20 protein-coding genes are annotated in these 17,790 nt (G+C 56.6%); 11 read left to right on the top strand and 9 right to left on the bottom strand.

Annotation, left to right across the window (positions count from 1 at the left end):
- Window positions 1–5: 5 nt before the first annotated feature.
- Genes LKO31_RS14820 through LKO31_RS14855 form a run of 8 tightly spaced genes read right to left on the bottom strand, consistent with a single transcriptional unit; the run spans window position 6 to window position 7,321 of the window.
- A complete protein-coding gene (locus LKO31_RS14820; RefSeq protein ID WP_227691352.1) occupies window positions 6–1,151 on the bottom strand; it encodes an acyl-CoA dehydrogenase in 1,146 nt (381 codons plus the stop codon).
- Window positions 1,151–1,900, bottom strand: a complete 750-nt coding sequence (locus LKO31_RS14825; protein ID WP_227691353.1) for an enoyl-CoA hydratase family protein — start codon at window positions 1,898–1,900, stop codon at window positions 1,151–1,153. The genes LKO31_RS14820 and LKO31_RS14825 overlap by 1 nt, the downstream gene beginning before the upstream one ends.
- A 19-nt stretch (window positions 1,901–1,919) precedes the next feature.
- Window positions 1,920–2,984 carry an NAD(P)H-dependent flavin oxidoreductase gene (locus LKO31_RS14830; protein ID WP_227691354.1) on the bottom strand — a complete coding sequence of 355 codons (1,065 nt, stop codon included), beginning with the start codon at window positions 2,982–2,984 and terminating at the stop codon, window positions 1,920–1,922.
- A 4-nt stretch (window positions 2,985–2,988) separates the two neighbouring features.
- The gene (locus LKO31_RS14835; RefSeq protein WP_227691355.1) at window positions 2,989–3,885 is read right to left on the bottom strand and encodes an enoyl-CoA hydratase; all 897 of its coding nucleotides are present in this window, start codon (window positions 3,883–3,885) and stop codon (window positions 2,989–2,991) included.
- Window position 3,886: 1 nt separating this feature from the next.
- Window positions 3,887–4,675, bottom strand: a complete 789-nt coding sequence (locus tag LKO31_RS14840) for a CoA-transferase subunit beta (protein WP_227691356.1) — start codon at window positions 4,673–4,675, stop codon at window positions 3,887–3,889.
- A 12-nt stretch (window positions 4,676–4,687) separates the two neighbouring features.
- On the bottom strand, window positions 4,688–5,578 hold the full coding sequence (locus LKO31_RS14845) for a CoA transferase subunit A (RefSeq protein WP_227691357.1): 891 nt from the start codon (window positions 5,576–5,578) through the stop codon (window positions 4,688–4,690).
- A complete protein-coding gene (locus LKO31_RS14850; RefSeq protein ID WP_227691358.1) occupies window positions 5,575–6,498 on the bottom strand; it encodes a VOC family protein in 924 nt (307 codons plus the stop codon). Before LKO31_RS14850 ends, LKO31_RS14845 begins: the two co-directional genes overlap by 4 nt.
- 4 nt (window positions 6,499–6,502) lie before the next feature.
- Window positions 6,503–7,321 carry an SDR family oxidoreductase gene (locus LKO31_RS14855; RefSeq protein WP_227691359.1) on the bottom strand — a complete coding sequence of 273 codons (819 nt, stop codon included), beginning with the start codon at window positions 7,319–7,321 and terminating at the stop codon, window positions 6,503–6,505.
- A gap of 143 nt (window positions 7,322–7,464) precedes the next feature.
- Between LKO31_RS14855 and LKO31_RS14860 the strand changes: the two genes are divergently transcribed.
- From LKO31_RS14860 to LKO31_RS14910, 11 genes are all read left to right on the top strand, one after another.
- Window positions 7,465–8,676: an acyl-CoA dehydrogenase family protein gene (locus LKO31_RS14860; RefSeq protein ID WP_227691360.1), complete on the top strand. Its 1,212-nt coding sequence runs from the start codon at window positions 7,465–7,467 to the stop codon at window positions 8,674–8,676.
- A gap of 33 nt (window positions 8,677–8,709) precedes the next feature.
- The gene (locus LKO31_RS14865; RefSeq protein ID WP_227691361.1) at window positions 8,710–9,528 is read left to right on the top strand and encodes an alpha/beta fold hydrolase; all 819 of its coding nucleotides are present in this window, start codon (window positions 8,710–8,712) and stop codon (window positions 9,526–9,528) included.
- Window positions 9,515–10,303: a fumarylacetoacetate hydrolase family protein gene (locus LKO31_RS14870; RefSeq protein ID WP_227691362.1), complete on the top strand. Its 789-nt coding sequence runs from the start codon at window positions 9,515–9,517 to the stop codon at window positions 10,301–10,303. The genes LKO31_RS14865 and LKO31_RS14870 overlap by 14 nt, the downstream gene beginning before the upstream one ends.
- Window positions 10,304–10,318: 15 nt before the next feature.
- Window positions 10,319–11,254 (top strand): acetaldehyde dehydrogenase (acetylating), encoded by a 936-nt coding sequence (locus LKO31_RS14875; protein ID WP_227691363.1) that lies wholly within the window; start codon window positions 10,319–10,321, stop codon window positions 11,252–11,254.
- 24 nt (window positions 11,255–11,278) lie between these two features.
- Window positions 11,279–12,316, top strand: a complete 1,038-nt coding sequence (gene dmpG, locus LKO31_RS14880) for a 4-hydroxy-2-oxovalerate aldolase (RefSeq protein WP_227691364.1) — start codon at window positions 11,279–11,281, stop codon at window positions 12,314–12,316.
- A 19-nt stretch (window positions 12,317–12,335) separates the two neighbouring features.
- Complete coding sequence (locus tag LKO31_RS14885) at window positions 12,336–12,968, top strand: NADPH-dependent FMN reductase (RefSeq protein WP_227691365.1); 633 nt, start codon at window positions 12,336–12,338, stop codon at window positions 12,966–12,968.
- Complete coding sequence (locus LKO31_RS14890; RefSeq protein ID WP_227691366.1) at window positions 12,965–14,431, top strand: FAD-dependent oxidoreductase; 1,467 nt, start codon at window positions 12,965–12,967, stop codon at window positions 14,429–14,431. The genes LKO31_RS14885 and LKO31_RS14890 overlap by 4 nt, the downstream gene beginning before the upstream one ends.
- A 28-nt stretch (window positions 14,432–14,459) precedes the next feature.
- Complete coding sequence (locus LKO31_RS14895) at window positions 14,460–15,230, top strand: SDR family oxidoreductase (protein WP_227691367.1); 771 nt, start codon at window positions 14,460–14,462, stop codon at window positions 15,228–15,230.
- A complete protein-coding gene (locus tag LKO31_RS14900) occupies window positions 15,227–15,784 on the top strand; it encodes an SRPBCC domain-containing protein (RefSeq protein ID WP_227691368.1) in 558 nt (185 codons plus the stop codon). Before LKO31_RS14895 ends, LKO31_RS14900 begins: the two co-directional genes overlap by 4 nt.
- A gap of 1 nt (window position 15,785) precedes the next feature.
- Window positions 15,786–16,319, top strand: a complete 534-nt coding sequence (locus LKO31_RS14905) for a nuclear transport factor 2 family protein (RefSeq protein WP_227691369.1) — start codon at window positions 15,786–15,788, stop codon at window positions 16,317–16,319.
- A 74-nt stretch (window positions 16,320–16,393) separates the two neighbouring features.
- Window positions 16,394–17,362 (top strand): aldo/keto reductase, encoded by a 969-nt coding sequence (locus LKO31_RS14910; RefSeq protein ID WP_227691370.1) that lies wholly within the window; start codon window positions 16,394–16,396, stop codon window positions 17,360–17,362.
- Here the strand turns inward: LKO31_RS14910 and LKO31_RS14915 are convergent.
- A partial coding sequence (locus LKO31_RS14915; protein ID WP_227691371.1) for a sugar phosphate isomerase/epimerase family protein occupies window positions 17,359–17,790 on the bottom strand: 432 nt, incomplete at its 5' end. The genes LKO31_RS14910 and LKO31_RS14915 overlap by 4 nt on opposite strands.

A 17,790-nucleotide genomic window follows, 5' to 3' on the forward strand; every position in this document is an offset into this window, starting at 1 on the left:
CTCCCTTAGCGTGGCAGGCCAAGCATACGCTCGGCGATGATGTTGCGTTGAATTTCGTTGGAACCGGCATAGATCGGCCCGGCGAGCGAGAAGATGAAATCATCAATCCAATCATGGGCACCAGGCGCGCTGATCAGTTCGGCTTCAGCACCCAATATGGCCAAAGCCGTGCGGTGCAGATGAATGTCCAATTCCGACCAGAATAATTTGTTGGTGCTGGCTTCGGGACCGATTTTGGCACCCGCCATCAACGAACTGGCGGTTTTATAGATGGACAAAGCATAAGCTTCGGCATCCATAAACGCCCGCACAACATCGGCTTCCAATGCCGGATCGCATTGATCCTTGCGCGCTTGCCACAGCTTGGCGAGTTCGGCAGCGGCCACTTGGTAACGCGCCGGCGAACGCAGCATCAAGCCGCGTTCGAAGCCAGCGGTCGCCATGCAAATATGCCAGCCCTGACCCTCGTCACCCAAGCGGTTAAACGCTGGAACGCGGACATTTTCCAAAAAGATTTCGGCAAAGCCAACATGGCCGTTGATCTTTTTAATCGGATTGCGGGTCACGCCCTTTTGATCCAGCTTAAAGAAAATCAGGCTCATGCCCTTATGGCGTTCGGTGCCCGGTTCGCGGAACAGGCCAAAGGCCCAATCGGCAAAGGCGGCGCGGCTGGACCAGATTTTATGGCCGTTCAGTACATATTCGTCGCCGTCGCGAACCGCCGTGGCGCGCACACCAGCCAGATCGCTGCCAGCTTGGGGTTCCGACCATGCCTGCGCCCAAATTTCTTCGCCGCTGGCCATTTTCGGCAAGAAGCGCGATTTTTGTTCGTGCGTACCAAATTCCATCAGGGTTGGACCCAGCAGGAAGATACCATTTTGGTTCACGCGGCCTGGGGCCTTGGCACGATAATATTCTTCTTCGAAGATCAGCCATTGGATCAGGTCCAAGCCGCGCCCACCATATTCCTTGGGCCATGTGACCATGCCCCAATCGCCGCTTTTCAGCGTGGCTTCCCATTGGCGATGGGCTTCAAATCCTGCACGTGTGGCGTCATAATGTTCCAAGCTAGCGGTCGGCACATGGGCTTCCAACCAGCCGCGCACTTCGGCGCGAAAGGCAATTTGTTCAGGCGTATAACTAAGCTGCATCAGAAACTCGCGGTCTTTTTGCCGTCGACAAAGGCGTCGCGCGACGCTTGGCTGTCTTCATGGGCATACATTTCCAGCGTGAAACCCTGTTCAATGCGGTACATATTGCTGGGGTTCACCGGCTCAATCAGGTTCAATGCCTGCTTGGCAATCACCAGTGCAGCGCGGCTTTTCGCGGCGATCACGGCGCACAAAGCGCGGGCTTCTTCTTCCAGCTTGTCCAGCGGGACGATCTTTTCCACCGAACCATGGCGATACAGATCTTCGACCGGAATATTGCCGCCCGTAAAGAAGTTGGTGCGAACCTTTTGCACCGGCAACATGCGCGACATAAAGGCTGCGCCGCCCATGGCGCCGCGATCAATTTCGGGCAGGGAAATATAGCTGCCTTCGGCCGCGATCAGACTGTCGCAAGCGCCAGCGATATTCACGCCGCCGCCAATTACAAAGCCATGCAGCGCGCCAACCACCGGCACGGCGCAGTCCATAATCGCTTTGAACGTCAGATAATTATTGCGGTTCAATTGCGAAATACGTTCGGGATGCTTTTGCATTTCCTTAATATCCACACCGCCGCAAAAGCCGCGACCCGTGGCGCGGATCAACACGCAGCGTACCTCTTCGTCTTCGGACGCGCGGTTCAGATATTGGGGAATGGAACCCCAACCCGCCGTGTCAAAAGCGTTGACGGGTGGATGATCGAACACAATCTCAGCGATCCGATCTTTAACGCTATAATGGATAGGCATAAGTCCTCCCCTAAATTGGTTACGCGGCGGTCAAAGCGGCAAGGCGCGCTTCGGCATCAGCGATGATGCGCGACACCAGTTCGTCGCACGTGGGCAATTCGGTAATGCGGCCACCAACAACGCCGGTCGCCATGACGCCATTTTCAATATCACCATCCACAACGGCTTTTTGGATCAGCATCGGCGCGGTGGCGGCCATGATCGCTTGTTGCAGCGGCATCGCACCATGGGCGGTCATGCCCTTAGCACTGCGCAGCAATTCCAACCAGCTTGCGCCCGTTTGGCGCTTCATTTGCGCGCCCGCTTCAAACGCGCGCAGCCACATGGCGATCGGGCCAGATTTTTCAATCTTGTCCATCAATTTCGACCGCACCATGCGCTGGGGAATACCATCCAGCTTGGTCGTCACGACGATGCCGTCGGTGGTGGCCTTCAGATAGGCCCCCTTGGTCGTGGCGGGAACGGGGCTTTCTTGGGTCAGCAAAAAGCGGGTGCCCATGGCAATCCCCGCCGCGCCATAACCCAGCGCTGCCACCAAACCGCGCCCGTCCGCGAAGCCGCCAGCGGCAATCACGGGCACGTCCACGGCGTCCAATACTTGCGGCAACAAGACGGTGGTCGGGACGCTGCCCGTGTGTCCGCCGCCTTCGCCGCCCTGAACCGTCACCATATCGACGCCCAGTTCGACCATTTTTTGTGCGTGCTTCACCGCCCCCACGGTGGGCACGCACAAGATGCCAGCGTCTTTGAAACGGCCGATCATTTTGGCATTGGGACCACGGCCAAAGCTGACCGCGCGCACCTGTTCCTTATTGGCCAGAATATATTCCACAATTTGTTCCGCACCGGGCTGGAACATGTGGAAATTCACGCCAAAAGGCTTGTCGGTACCCTCGCGCACGGCCTTAATTTTGGCGCGGGCTTCGTCCGGCGTCATCACCGCCGCACCCAAAAAGCCAAAGGCCCCTGCGTTGCTGCTGCCAATGACGAGGCTGGGTTCGGCAACCCAGCCCATTGCAGTCTGGATTACCGGCACGCGGCAACCCAGACGCTTCACCATTTCTGTGTTTAAAGCTTGGTGCATATAATCAGGCTTCACCCGCTTGTTTTTTGTTCGCGGCGGCCATTTCCTTGGCACCCAAACCGCCAATGCTATTGCCTTGAACCAAATCATTTTGGGCATGGGCAAAATGATGCATGTGGAACACGGCATCCATCGCGCTGCGCTTGCCGCGCAGTTCCTCGACATGATTGACGGCTTGCTTGGTCAGCCAATTGCCAAGGCGCGGCTGGGCAGCCAGCTTGGCAGCAACCGAGGTCACTTCAGCGCGCAAATCTTCGCGGCTGACGATACGGTTGACCATACCAAATTGCTGAGCGCGCTGGGCCGTCATCCGTTCGCCCAGCAACAAAAATTCCTTGGCGACGCGGGGCGGCAATTCAAAAGCGTGGGCGAAATATTCCACGCCCGGAATGCCCATGCGGTTCACCGGATCTTGGAAGAATGCGTCTTCGGAAGCGATGATCAAATCGCACACCCATGCCAACATCAAACCACCCGCGATGCAGGCGCCTTGCACCATCGCAACGGTTGGCTTGGGAATGTCCCGCCAGCGGCGGCACATTCCCAAATATTGTTCTTGTTCACGGGTATAGAGCAATTCTGCCGCAGGTTTGGTCACATGCGGCGGCACCATCAGTCGGTTTTCAAACTGCTTATGCAGATCGCGTCCCGGCGTTCCGATGTCATGGCCAGCCGAAAAATGCTTGCCATTGCCAGCCAAAACAATGACGCGAACATCATCGTCTTGAACGGCACGGTTAAAGGCATCGTCCAAAGCATAGGTCATCTGACCATTTTGCGCATTGTTGAAATCCGGACGGTCCATTGTGACCCAAGCCACATGGTCGATCACTTCATAAGTGACCGGATTTTCCGTTTCATAGACGATATCAACTTTTTTCGGCTCGACCAATTCGTGCATTTTACTTCCTCCGGCCCGATGGATTTTCCTTAAATACCGTCGCGCGCACATTATGCGGATCCAACTGGGCAATCAGGCTCAGCTGCTCTGCGGTGGGTGCGGGCGTTTCTGGAATATTGTCGCCAATCTTGGCGAGTTCGAAACCAGTGTTTTCCTGAACCTCGTCAAAGGTCACGCCGGGGTGCAGGGAAATCACGCGCATCTGGCGGTCAGGACCGCCAAAATCCATCACGCACAAATTGGTGACAACGATGCGGTAATCCAGCCCCATCGGCGGCTTGCCGTTCAGGTAACGCGCTGGATTGTAACCGGCCATGCACACGAAATCGACTTCGCCGTCCACAAAGCTACGCTTATTGTGGTTGGGCATGAAGAAGCTGTTCGGGTGGCTGATCGAGTTACCGGGGAAACCACGCGCGCCCAGCATCGCTGCCTTGGGCTTTTTATGGTCGCCGATCACCGAGATATTGGCCTGACCATAACGGTCGATCTGCACCGGCGTCACCATGGCATGGCGGCGGCCGCTCCACAGCGTGTCGAACACGCGGGCATAGGTGCAAAGCCCTTCGGCTTCTGGCAGCGGGCGCTTGCCCAAGCTGACGGGTTCGCTGGTGTACCAGCATTCGCCGTCCGTCGATTGAAGGGCGGGGTTGAAGGTCAGCTTGGCCAGACCTGCACCGATGCGGGGCAAGGGACCAATGCCCGTTACCATCACTTCACCGTCATCACGAAATGCTTCTGCGCAAGCCACGATGACCAGTTCAGCCAAAGAAAAATCTACTTCGCTCACGTCCAGCGCTCCTTAATAAATCGGCTTGGGCAGCGCGTTAATGGCGTCAGCACCACCAACATTGGCGACATATGTGTCCTGATCGACAGCAACATATGTTTGGCGATATTCTTCCCATGCTTCCGGCGAAGCCGCGCTGTCGCAATAGGTTTTGATATGCTTCAGATCGAGCTGATAGTCCGGATTAGCGCTGGTCGGGTGCGCGCCAAAGGGCAGTTCCACCACGCCATTGACAAAGCAACGATCGACCAAGTTAAAACGGCCATTGTTGCGCATGTCCAGTTCCGCCGTCGACACGACCTTTTCTACGCTGACAAAGCTCTTGGCCGATGCACGCACCAACAGTTCGTCGAACAAGGGATCGTCGCTCAGCGTCAAGATATTGCCGCGCTCGTCCGAACGATGGGCATGGATCAAGGCCACGTCCACCTTGATGGCGGGCATTGCGACCAATTCTTCGCCATCTTCATAAGGGCTGGTCACCGTCTTAAATTCAAACGATGATTGCTTGATGATGTCGGTACCCACGCCAGCACGGCTGGGCAGGAACGGCAGGTTCATCGCAGCGGCGCGCAGGCCCCAGTGGAACATGCCTTCGTCCAGTTCCAGCACTTCATAAGCGCCAGCCTGACGGCTTGCACGAAAATGCGGGTCCAAAGCAATTTGGTCCAGCGTACAAAAAGCAAAAACCAGCTTCTTAATTTTGCCAGCCGCAGCCAGCAAACCGATTTCCGGACCACCGAAACCAGCCACGATGGTCAGATCCTTGAGGTTCGAGCGCGCGATTTCGCGTACCAGAGCCATCGGCTTGCGGCGGGTCGCCCAGCCACCAATGCCGATGGTCATGCCATCGGACAATTGCGCAACCACATCGGCTGCGCTCATCCGCTTATCAAGCGTCACGCTTTTTCTCCCTGCTGCTCTTCCAAGGCCTTTTGCCAGGCCCAAACATGACCCCATTCGCTGGGCTGCTGATGCGCAGTTGCTTCCCAAGTCTGGGGGTCGATCACCAACGGGTCAGCGCCGATTTCTAAATCGAAGCCACCCGGAGTTTGCATATAAAAACCAAAAGTTTGATCGTTCACATGGCGGCCAATGCTGGCGCTTTCTGGCACCTTGTTAATCCGCATACGATCATAGCATTTGCCCACATCGGACTGGGTCTTCATTTCCAGCATCAAATGCACGCAGCGCGACGGCGGCACGGGCATTTCGATAATCGCCACGCTATGATGGCGGCCATTGTCCGCATGCATGAACGCAATACCCATGCCCGGATCATCGGGCTGGCCGCTCAGGCTGATGCGCGGAATATCGGTATTGCGGAAACCAATGGCTTTGTAGAATTCATGCACTTCTTCGAAATTCGGTGCGTTAAACACGGCATGTCCCATGCCCATGTCACCCGTCACAAAGCCCGAAACGCCGACTTCCGATACAAATTCCACATTATCGCGGCTGTCGCCCAGAAAAAATTCCAAGCCATTGCCAGCGGGGTCGGTTGTGCGGAAAAACTCACCAACGCCGCGCGCTTTGGCTTCTGCCGCCGAACCATCTTCAACGGGTCGGCCCAAATTTGCGATTTGCGTTTTCAAATCGGCATAATTTTGCGCATTATCGATTTCATAAGCAGCGGCCAGCAATTCATCCGATGCACCCCGTTCCACCCAAAAACGAAATGGGCGATCATCGACGCGGTAAAAATCCACGCCTTCGGGCGCATCGCTGCCGCGCATTGCGCCGACTGTTTGGATCATGAATTGATCCCATGCTTCCGGCTGGGTCGAACGGATGACCACATAGCCCAAGGCTTTGATGCCCATTTGCTTAGCTTCCTTTCACAAGATCGAGGAAATAAGGACGCTCGCCGCCCCCATCGACGTTGATACGCGCGCCGCTTACCCAGCACGCCAATTCCGAACACAGCCACAAAACCGCGCCAGCAATGTCATGGCCCGTGCCCATGCGCTGCAACGGCATGGACCGCCCAACCTCGGCCTGCGCCTCGGCGTCGCCATAGGTTGCTTCCGCTGTTTCGGTTTGCATCAGGCCCACGATGATCGCGTTAACGCGCACTTGATCAGGGCCCCATTCTTGGGCCAGCGTTTGCGTCAAGTTCAGCAAGCCCGCCTTGGCCGCGCCATAGGCCGCCGTGCCAGGCGATGGACGAATGCCGGAAACACTGGCGATATTCACAATATTGCCGCCGCCCACGGCCTTCATTGCGCCATAAGCCGCCTGCGCCATATACATGGGTGCGTGCAGGTTCAGCTTGAGGATGGCGTCAAAAAAACGCGGGCTGGCCGTTGCCGCATCGGCGTTGGGCGAACCGCCCGCATTATTCACCAGAATATCCAGCCGGCCATGTTCTGCCACCACATTGGCGACAAAGGCCTGTGCCTGTTCGGGGTCACGAATATCGACAGATTGGAAATGCAAATTGCTCGGCAGATCTTCTGGCGCATTGCGGCCACAAACCACGACGGTTGCCCCCGCTGCGGCCAAAGACGATGCGATTTGCCGGCCCAAGCCACGGGTCCCGCCCGTTACAATGGCAACTTGCCCCTTGAGATCTATGGCTATCGCACTGCCCACTGCTGCATTCCTTCCCAAATTTGCCGTCGACACATCGCGAGACAGCGACATCTTGTGGCTCATCAGATTCGAAATCGTCAATATCGAAAGATAATACGCTTTTCAATTGACGATTTGCGTATCCTATGGCAGCAATTTTTACGAATGCAATGCTCAATGGGTTTGCTTGAGTCGATCATGGGAGAAATTTCTTTATGTCCAGTGCAGCAGCGAACGGGGTGGCCGCAGGCACAATTCCGACGCCAGCAGAATTGGTTGAGCGCGCTCGCGCAATGATCCCGACACTGCGGGAACGCGCGCGCCAAACGACGCTTAACTATGACGTGCCAGCAGAAACCGTAGCGGAAATGACCGCTGCCGGATTTTTCCGCGTGCTCCAGCCAAAGAAATTTGGTGGCTATGAAATGCATCCGAATGTCTTTTTCGACATTCAAAAGCAGTTGGCCGAAGGGTGCATGTCCACTGGTTGGATCTATGGCGTTTTGGGTTGCCACCCATATGAAATCGCTTTGTTCCCGCCCCAAGCCGCCGAAGATGTTTGGGGCGAAAACCCCGATATGCTGGTGTCGTCCACCTATCAGCCCGTCGGCAAAGTCGAAAAAGCCGAAGGCGGATATTATCTATCGGGTCGTTGGGGTTTTTCGTCGGGTTCGACCCATTGCGGTTGGGTGCTGCTAGGCGCGCTCATTTTTGACGAAAATGGCGGTCCGCCGGATATGCGCACCTTCTTGTTGCCGCGCAGTGACTATAAGGTCCACACGGGCACGTGGGACGTTTTTGGTCTGCAAGGCACGGGCAGCTTTGATATCGAAGTAGAGCGTGTGTTCGTTCCCGAGCATCGCACTCACCGTGCCGTCGACGGCTTTACGTGCAACAACCCCGGCATGGCTGTGCATGATGCCCCGCTTTATCGTATGCCTTGGGCGCAATTGTTCATGCGGTCGGTTTCGACCTCTTCCTTTGGCGGCGCACGAGCGGCGGTAAAGGCTGGTATTGAAATCATGAACAGCCGCGTTTCCAGCAACACGGGCAAGGCATCCAAGGCCGACCCAATGCTGCACGCCGCCTTGGCCCGCGCTATTGCCGAAATCAACGAAATGGAAATGGCGCACCGCGCCCAATTCCAAGAATTGATGGACTATGCCGAGCGCGGTGAAGCCATTCCAATGGAACGCCGGACCTTGTTCGCTTTCCAATCGTCCAGCGTGGTTCGCCGCATGGTCGATCTGGTGGACGATATCGTCAAATTGCTGGGTGGCCGCGCCGTTTATATGTCCAGCCCCATTCTTCAGCCTTGGCTGGACTTGAATGCGGCCCGTGCGCACGTCGCCAACGACCCAGGCAACCGTACAGCGGATGTGCTGGCGACCATGGCTGGCGAAGCACCAAGCTTCACCTTCGTCTAATTATAGCAATAACTTATTGGGGGATGCCGCATCATGGCTGACATCAAATCTGCAACATATCGCGTATCGGACGGTTACGACATTCACATTCAAGAGGCCGGTTCGGGACCAGCCGTCGTGTTCTTACACGGCAGCGGACCGGGCGCCTCAGGGCTCTCCAACTTCCGACAGAATGTGGATGCATTTGTAAACGCTGGTTATCGCGTAATTTTGCCCGATTTGATCGGCTATGGCGCATCCTCCAAGCCCGAGGGTATTGATTATACCCTCACCTTGTTCACCGACACAGTCTATGAAGCCCTGAAAGCACATGGTGTGGATCAGGCTGTGTTGGTGGGCAATAGTCTGGGTGGCGGCATCGCCATTCAGTTGACGCTGGATCACCCAGAATTCACCGACAAGCTGATCTTGATGGCCCCTGGCTGCATCGAAGAATTGGACATTTATTTCGCGATGCCCGGCATCGCCAATATGCGTTCGGCCTTTGGCAGCCCTGATTTCAGCCTCGCGGATCAGCGCGCCTTGGGCGAGAGCTTGGTGTATGACCCCAAGCATATCACCGACGCTTTGGTCGCAGAGCGTTTCGCCGTCGCCAAGCAACAACCCAAGGATGTGATCGTCCGCATGCGCACCCATAATGTGCGCCCGCGCCTGAACGAACTAAAGGTCCCTATTCTGCTGTTCTGGGGCTATAATGAACGCTTTATGCCGCTGACTGGCATCAATTATTTCTTCGATTCATGCGAAGATGTGCGCTGCGTGACCTTCAATGGCGTCGGCCATTGGGTGCAAGTGGAACGCGCCGCAGAATTTAACCGCTATTCGACAGAGTTTCTTCATGAGCATCGCTGAAACACATGGCAAGGCGCTGTATGACGCGCTGCGCCAACGCAAAACAATCCAGCCTTTGATCGAAACCGATCCATCGCTGACCATTGATGACGCTTATGCCATCAACCTCAATTTCCTGTCGCGCCGTTTGGCCGATGGCGAAAAGGTGGTCGGCAAGAAAATTGGCGTTACCTCCAAAGCTGTTCAGGATATGCTGGGCGTTCATCAGCCCGATTTCGGCTTTCTGACCGACTGGATGTATGTCGCAGGCGATATTGATGTCGACGCCAAAGGCCTGATCGCCCCGCGCGCCGAAGCCGAAATCGCCTTCATCCTGAAATCCGATCTAAACGGCCCCGGCGTGACCGCTGCGGACGTTTTGGCAGCGACGCAAAGCATCGCGCCTTGCTTTGAAATTGTGGACAGCCGCATTGACGATTGGAAAATCGCCATTGTCGATACGGTGTCGGACAATGCCAGCTGCGGCGTCTATGTGCTGGGCGACGAACGGATTGACCCCAGCGCCCACGACCTGCCCAATTTGCATGTTGCCGTGACCAAAAATGGCGAGCCTTTGTCCGAAGGCTATGGCCATGCGGTGCAAGGCGACCCTGCGCAAGCGGTCGCTTGGCTTGCCAACACGCTGGGCGCTTATGGCGTCACGCTGAATGCAGGCGATGTGATCCTGTCCGGCAGCCTCGTCCCCCTCGCCCCCGCCCAAAAGGGCGATGTTTTTGAAATGACTCTCAGCGACGGCGAGCAAAAGCTCGGCACCAGCGTCGCGCGCTTTGTCTAAAGATAAGGAAATATCATGGCACGCGTGAAAGCCGCCATCATCGGTTCGGGCAATATCGGTACCGATTTGATGATGAAGATGATCAAATACCCCCAAAATATGGAATTGGCTGCCGTCGTCGGTATCGACGAAAACAGCGAAGGCTTGGCTATGGCCCGCTCGCACGGCATCGCCACGACGCACGAAGGTATTGAAGGCCTGAAAAAGCTGGATTGCTATAGCGAAATCGGCATCGCCTTTGATGCGACCAGCGCTTATGCCCATAAAATCCATGACGAAGCCCTGCGCGCAGACGGCATTCAGGTGGTCGATCTAACCCCTGCCGCCATTGGCCCCTTCACAGTTCCGCCCGTGAACATGATGGCCAATCTCGATGCGCCCAATGTGAACATGGTCACCTGCGGCGGCCAAGCCACCATCCCGATGGTGGCAGCCGTCAGCCAAGTCGGCAAAGTTCATTATGCCGAAATCGTCGCATCGGTTTCGTCGCGTTCGGCTGGTCCCGGCACGCGCGCCAATATTGACGAATTCACCCGCACGACAGCCAATGCCATTGAAGTGGTGGGCGGCGCGACCAAGGGCAAGGCGATCATCATTTTGAACCCCGCCGAACCGCCCATGATCATGCGCGATACCGTCTTCACTTTGTCCGAAGGGGCAAGCGAGGAAGACATCAGCGCATCGGTCAAGAAAATGGTCGCCGAAGTGCAAAAATATGTGCCGGGTTACCGCCTGAAGCAAGAAGTTCAGTTTGAACGCTTTGGCGACAACAACCCGCTGCACATCCCCGGCATGGGTCAGTTCACCGGCATCAAGTCGATGATCATGCTCGAGGTCGAAGGCGCTGGCGATTATCTGCCCAGCTATAGCGGCAATCTCGACATCATGACCGCCGCCGCAAAAGCCACTGGCGAATTGATGGCCGAACGTCGCATGGCTGCCAAAGCCTAAGCGCCTGAGTGAGAAGAAAAGATCATGGCAAAATTTAACGTCGAAAATGGCGATAAGCTGTATATTCAGGACGTCACCCTGCGCGATGGCATGCATGCTGTTCGCCACATGTATGGCGTCGATCATGTCGCCGCCATCGCCAAGGCTTTGGACCAAGCGGGCGTTGACGCCATCGAAGTGGCGCATGGCGACGGCCTGTCGGGTGCCAGCTTCAACTATGGTTTTGGCGCGCATACCGATTGGGAATGGCTGGAAGCTGTGGCCGATGTGCTGGAAAAAAGCGTGCTCACCACACTGATCCTGCCCGGTGTTGGCACGGTCGAGGAACTGCGCCGCGCTTATGATATTGGCGTACGTTCGGTTCGCGTCGCCACCCATTGCACCGAAGCCGATGTGTCCAAGCAACATATTGGCATCGCGCGCGATTTGGGCATGGACGTATCCGGCTTTTTGATGATGAGCCATATGATCGATCCCGAAGCCTTGGCCCAGCAGGCCTTGCTGATGGAAAGCTATGGCGCAGAATGCGTCTATGTGACCGACAGTGGCGGCGCGCTCGATATGGACGGCGTGACAGCGCGTCTCGAAGCCTATGACCGCGTGTTGAAGCCTGAAACCCAGCGCGGCATTCACGCCCACCACAACCTCAGCCTTGGTGTGGCGAATAGCATTGTGGCGGCCCAAGGCGGCGCGGTGCGTATCGACGCATCGCTGACCGGCATGGGCGCCGGTGCTGGCAATGCGCCCTTGGAAGTGTTCATCGCTGCCGCAGACCGCAAGGGCTGGAATCATGGCTGCGACGTCAACGCCTTGATGGACGCTGCCGAAGATCTGGTCCGCCCGCTGCAAGACCGCCCTGTGCGTGTTGACCGCGAAACCTTGGCCTTGGGCTATGCTGGCGTTTACTCCAGCTTCCTGCGCCACGCGGAAAAAGCCGCCGAAACCTATGGCTTGGATACCCGCACGATCTTGGTCGAACTGGGCCGCCGCAAAATGGTGGGCGGTCAAGAAGATATGATCGTCGACGTCGCCTTGGATCTGTTGAAAGCACAAGAAGCTTAAGGGCAAAGGGGCCAATGATATGACAACGCTCAACAAAGCGATTGAGCTGGCGTCCACAGGAAGGCCGGATATGCCCCGGCCTTTCGTCGTGGCGCTGGGGGGCACCACCAGCCCGAACAGCAGCACGGAAAAGGCGTTGAACATCGCCTTGGAAGGGGCCCGCGCTGGCGGGGCAGAAACCTTGTTGATCAGCGGTCCCGAATTGGAACTGCCCATCTATGCATGGGAACGCAAAGAACGCAGCGATGCCGCCAATCATTTGATTGCATCGCTGCGCCGCGCAGACGGCATTATTTTGGGTTCGCCCGGCTATCATGGCAGCATTTCCGGTCTGGTGAAAAATGCGCTCGACTATGTCGAGGACATGTCAAAAGATGATTGGCCCTATTTCCACGGCCGTCCGGTCGGCGCGGTGGCAACTGGCGCTGGCTGGCAAGGCGCGGTCATGACCTTGACCGCACTGCGCAGCATTGTGCACGCCCTGCGCGGTTGGAATACCCCGCTGGGCGTCGCCATCAGCACGGCTCAGCCCATGTTCGACGCCGAAGGCCAATGCTTGGATGCCAAAACGGACGGCATGTTGCGCGCCATGGGCCAAGAAGTGGCCGAAGCCGCGCTGACCCGTGCCTTGCTGAACGGTACCCGCGCATGACCGAGCCCAATCTGCACCAGCTTTTTCCTGCCAGCGAGGTCCCGCAATGGGATAGCGAAACCGATGTGATCATCATTGGTTTCGGGGCCACCGGCGTTTGCGCCGCCATCGAAGCGGCAAACGCCGGAGCCAGCGTTACCATCTTTGAACGCAACAGCGGCAGCGGCGGGGCCAGCGCCTTGTCGGGCGGCGAAATCTATATTGGCGGCAGTGGCGGCAGCGATGCCCAGCGCGCCGCTGGGTTCGAAGATAGCACAGAAGATCTTGCAGCCTATCTCAAGGCCGCAGGCGGTCCCTATCACGACCCTGCAAAATGCGATCTTTATGCCGCAGAATCGCTGAACCATTATCAATGGTTAAAGGATCAGGGCATTCCGTATCGCGGCAATTATTTGCCTGGCAAACATATTGAACCCACCGATGAAAGCACGCTCATATGGTCGGGCAGCGAAGCGGCCGCCCCCTTTTGCAACGTCGCAAAGCCAGCCCCGCGCGGTCATGTGATCCAACATATGGGCTGGGGCGGTGGACGCCCCTTGATCGATATTTTGGAACAGCGCGCCCGTGATTTGGGGGCCAAGGTCGTCGTGGATGCCCGCGCCATTGCCCTGATTGCTGACGGTGAACGCATTGTCGGCACGGTCTTCCGGATCGACAATCAACTGCATTTTGCCCGCGCCAACAAAGGCGTCGTTTTGGCGACGGGCGGCTTTGCATTGAACGAAGATATGCGCCGCCGCTATTGCCCCGAAACCTTTAAAATCAATTCGCCCATTGGCGACAAGGATGATGGAATCGGCATTATGCTGGGTATGGCCGCTGGCGGCGATGCTGTTCATATGGAACAGTTTTTCACCACCTGCCCGTGGACGATGCCCGAAAGCCATGCTTATGGCGTGTTCGTCAACCAAGCCGGCCAACGCTTCATCAACGAAGATTGCTATCATGGCCGCGTCAGCCGCGTTGCCGTCGATCAAATGGGCGACCGCGTTTATCAATTGCTGGATGTCGCGCATTTCGTTCAGCCCTTGGAACTGGCCGGCATCACCATCGCTGGAACCGGTGACACATGGGAAGAAGTGGAAGCCGAACTGGAAATGCCAGAAGGCACGCTCAGCACCACCATGGCTTTTTACAACAAACATGCCGCCGAAGGTCGTGATCCGTTGTTCGACAAGCGCGCGCCGATTTTGACGCCGCTCGACCAAGGCCCGTTCATTGCCTTGGAACTGAATTTCGAGACCAGCTATTTCAGCTTCTTCACGCTGGGCGGTCTGCGCACCAGCGCCGACGCCGAAGTGTTGGACCGCGCGGGCCAGCCCATAGCAGGCCTCTATGCGGCGGGTCGCTGCACGTCTGGCCTGCCAGCATGGGGACATGGCTATAGTTCTGGCCTCAGTCTGGCCGACTGCACCTTCTTTGGCCGCCGCGCAGGCGCAAAGGCGGCCCTTTCGACATCATAATAACCATCTTTGAGAGGATAATAAGAATATGATCTTAAAAGACAAAGTTATCATCATCACAGGCGCTGGCCCCGGTATGGGCCAAGCCATGTGCCACGGTGCAGCCGTCGAAGGCGCCAAGGTCGTCATCACCGCCCGTTCTGTGGATGCCATTGAAGCGGCAGCGGCTGACATCCGCGCCAATGGCGGGGAAGCCATTGCCGTGCGCTGCGATGTATCCAGCGCCGACGATTGCCAAGCCGTTGCCAAAGCCGCGCTTGACCAATGGGGCCGCATCGATGGGCTGGTAAACTCCGCTTATTATCACCCCGATTGGTCAGTGCTGGAAAATCAATCGATTGACCAATTGCTCCAAGCCTTTGACGTCAATGCTGCCGGTCCCCTGCGCATGACCCAAGCCGTTTTGCCCGCCATGAAGGCGCAAAAATCTGGCTCGATCGTCAATGTATCAACCTTGGCGACCCGCAAAGCCAACCCCGCCGAGGGGGCTTATGCGATGTCCAAGGCCGCCTTGGCCCAAATGACGCGCCAGTTGGTCACCGAATTGTCGGGCAGCGGCATTCGTTTTAACACCGCCTTGATGGGCTGGATGATGGGCGCACCTTTGCAAGCCTATTATGACAGCTTGGGCGCAGAAGGCCCCGCAGCGATGGCCCAGCGCGCCTCCGAAATCCCCATCGGCCATATTCCGCCCGACAAGGATTGCGCCAAAGCCATTTATTTCCTGCTGTCTGATTATGCCAGCGAAGTGACAGGCGCATCGCTCGATATCAACGGCGGCGATTGGTATCCGGCATGACCATCTCCCTTGATCAGGCACCCCTTTGGGAGTGGACGAAATCCGTTCCGACCTTGACCGAAGATCCCGTGTCCGGCTTGGACCCGAACGCCATCACGGTCAGCGATATCGTCGACATTGATGCACCCGCCCATATCGTGTGGCAAATTCTGATCGACCTGCCGCGCTACAGCGAATGGAACCCCTTTTGCATTCGCGCGGTGTCGACCTTGGAAATGGGTGCCGCCGTGGAAATGACGCTGTGGAGCTATGCGGTGCCCGGCACTTTGGTGCCCAATTTGGAATATGTGTGCGCCAAAGACGAAGATCAGATGCTGAGCTGGGAAATGCTGCACAGCGACTTCTGGCCTTATCCCGCACGCCGTGACCAAGTCATCGAAAAAACAGGTGAAAATAGCTGCCGCTATATCTCCACCGACGCATTTTTGGGGGCCAATGGCATCCATGTGTTCAACTTCGCTGGCCCATGGGTCAAGCGTGCATTTGATGACAGCGCCCGCGCGCTGAAAGCCCGCGCTGAAATGATGTATCGCGCCGAGCAAGAGAAAGCATAACATGGCATATACACTGCAACAATTGTCCGATTTCCACGATATTCAAACATTGAAGCATCGTTATTTTCGGGCCATCGACACCGCCGATATGGCCTTGTTGTCGACCTTGTTTACCGACGATATCACCGTGGATTATCGCAGCGATGGTTATCGCGTTCAATTGGCTGGTCATGCCAATATGATGGAGTTTCTGGCCAGCAGCTTCAACTCGGACTCCTTGGCGATGCACCACGGCCATATGCCCGATATTCAATTGACCGGCGACACCACCGCAACCGGCATCTGGTATTTGGAAGATATTTTTATCGACCTGAAAAGCCGGAATCACTGCATCGGAACAGCCATTTACAAAGATCGCTATCGCAAAGTCGCCAACAGCTGGAAAATTGCCCATACCGAATATGATCGGGTGATCGAATTGAACCAGCCGCTGGACGATAATATTACGGTGACATCCCATTATCTGGCCAAACATGGCCTGAAGCCCGAAGAGCGCAAAGATATCTCCCACCTCATCCAATGGAAGGCTGGTTAAGTCCGGCTCGTTGATAAACGAAGATTATATTGGGGTTGAACGGGCTAGGCTATGTTCAACCCTCGGAGATGAAGATGTTAGATAAAGTCACCCTTGGCAAAACGGATTTGACCGTCAGCCGTCTTTGCTATGGCACCAACATGCTGGGCTGGATGCTGGATCAAGGCGCCTCCAATGCCATTCTCGATAGCTTTGCTGCGCAGGGCGGCAATTTCATCGACACCGCCCGTTCCTATGGCGACTGGATGCCCGACGCGCCCATCGGCGCAAGCGAGCGCGCCATTGGTTCGTGGCTAAAAGGCCAAAAGCGGGACGATTTTGTCATTGCGACAAAGGGCGGCTTTTTCGATATGCGCGTTGGCGATTATCGCAACCGCGTCACCCCCGCCGATCTGGAGGCCGATCTGTCGCAAAGCCTCGACCATCTGGGCATCGACACTATCGACCTATATTTCGTCCATATGGACAATCCAGACGCCCCCGTTGAACCGATCATCGACGCGCTGATTGCCCACCGCCAAGCCGGACGCATTCGTCATTTTGCGGCGTCCAACTGGTCGGCCAGCCGCTTGCAAGCCGCCAATGCTTATGCCGCATCCTTGGGCAAAGCCGGTTTTGTGGCATCGGAAACATTCTGGGGCTTGGCCCTGCCAGATGTCGCGGCAGCGGCCCAGCAAGGCTATGTGCATCATTATGAAGGCGAATATGAAGCCATTCATGCCGATGGCCTGCCGATCATCGCTTATGCTGCGCAAAGCGGCGGCTATTTCACCAAATTGGAAAAAGACGCGGATGTCATCGGCGAACAATTGGCGGCGCGCTATGCCAATCCCGCCAATGCGCGCCGCTTTGCCGTGGCCAAAGGTTTGGCAGAAACGCATGGCCGCACCATCAATGAAGTGGTGTTGGCCTATTTGCTGAACCAGCCGCACCAAACCGTGCCCATCTTTGGTGCGTCCAGTGTCGATCAACTGAACGCCAGCATCAAGGCCGCGACCTTGGTCTTGACCGCCGACGAACTGGCCCAGTTGAAAAGCGCTTAACGATTGGCTTTTGCCCGAGCGATGGCGGCACGCATCCCGTCCACCGCTTGGGCAACACGCTGTGTCCGTGTTTCCGTGCCAATGGCATGATTGCGCGGCAATTCGACGCTGATCGGACAATCTTGCGGCAAGGCCGCGACAAAGGCCGCCAGATCAAAAACCCCTTCCCCTGCCAACATGCGTGCGGTGGAGGCTTCTTCATCAAAAGTGGGGGCCGCACAAATCGCAGGTCCATCACATAATTGGGCATATAGGATCATATCGGCGGGCGCCGCCGCCAGTTCGGCCACGCTTCCGCCAGAACGCATCAAATGCAACAGGTCCACATTCACGCCCACACGCTGGGGCCGTCCGACTGCCTGCACCAACGCCAGCGCCGCTGAAAGGGATGGGATTTGCGATACCGGATAAAATTCCAGCGCAACGCC

This window comes from Sphingopyxis yananensis, from assembly GCF_020687785.1.
GTDB classification, from domain to species: domain Bacteria; phylum Pseudomonadota; class Alphaproteobacteria; order Sphingomonadales; family Sphingomonadaceae; genus Sphingopyxis; species Sphingopyxis yananensis.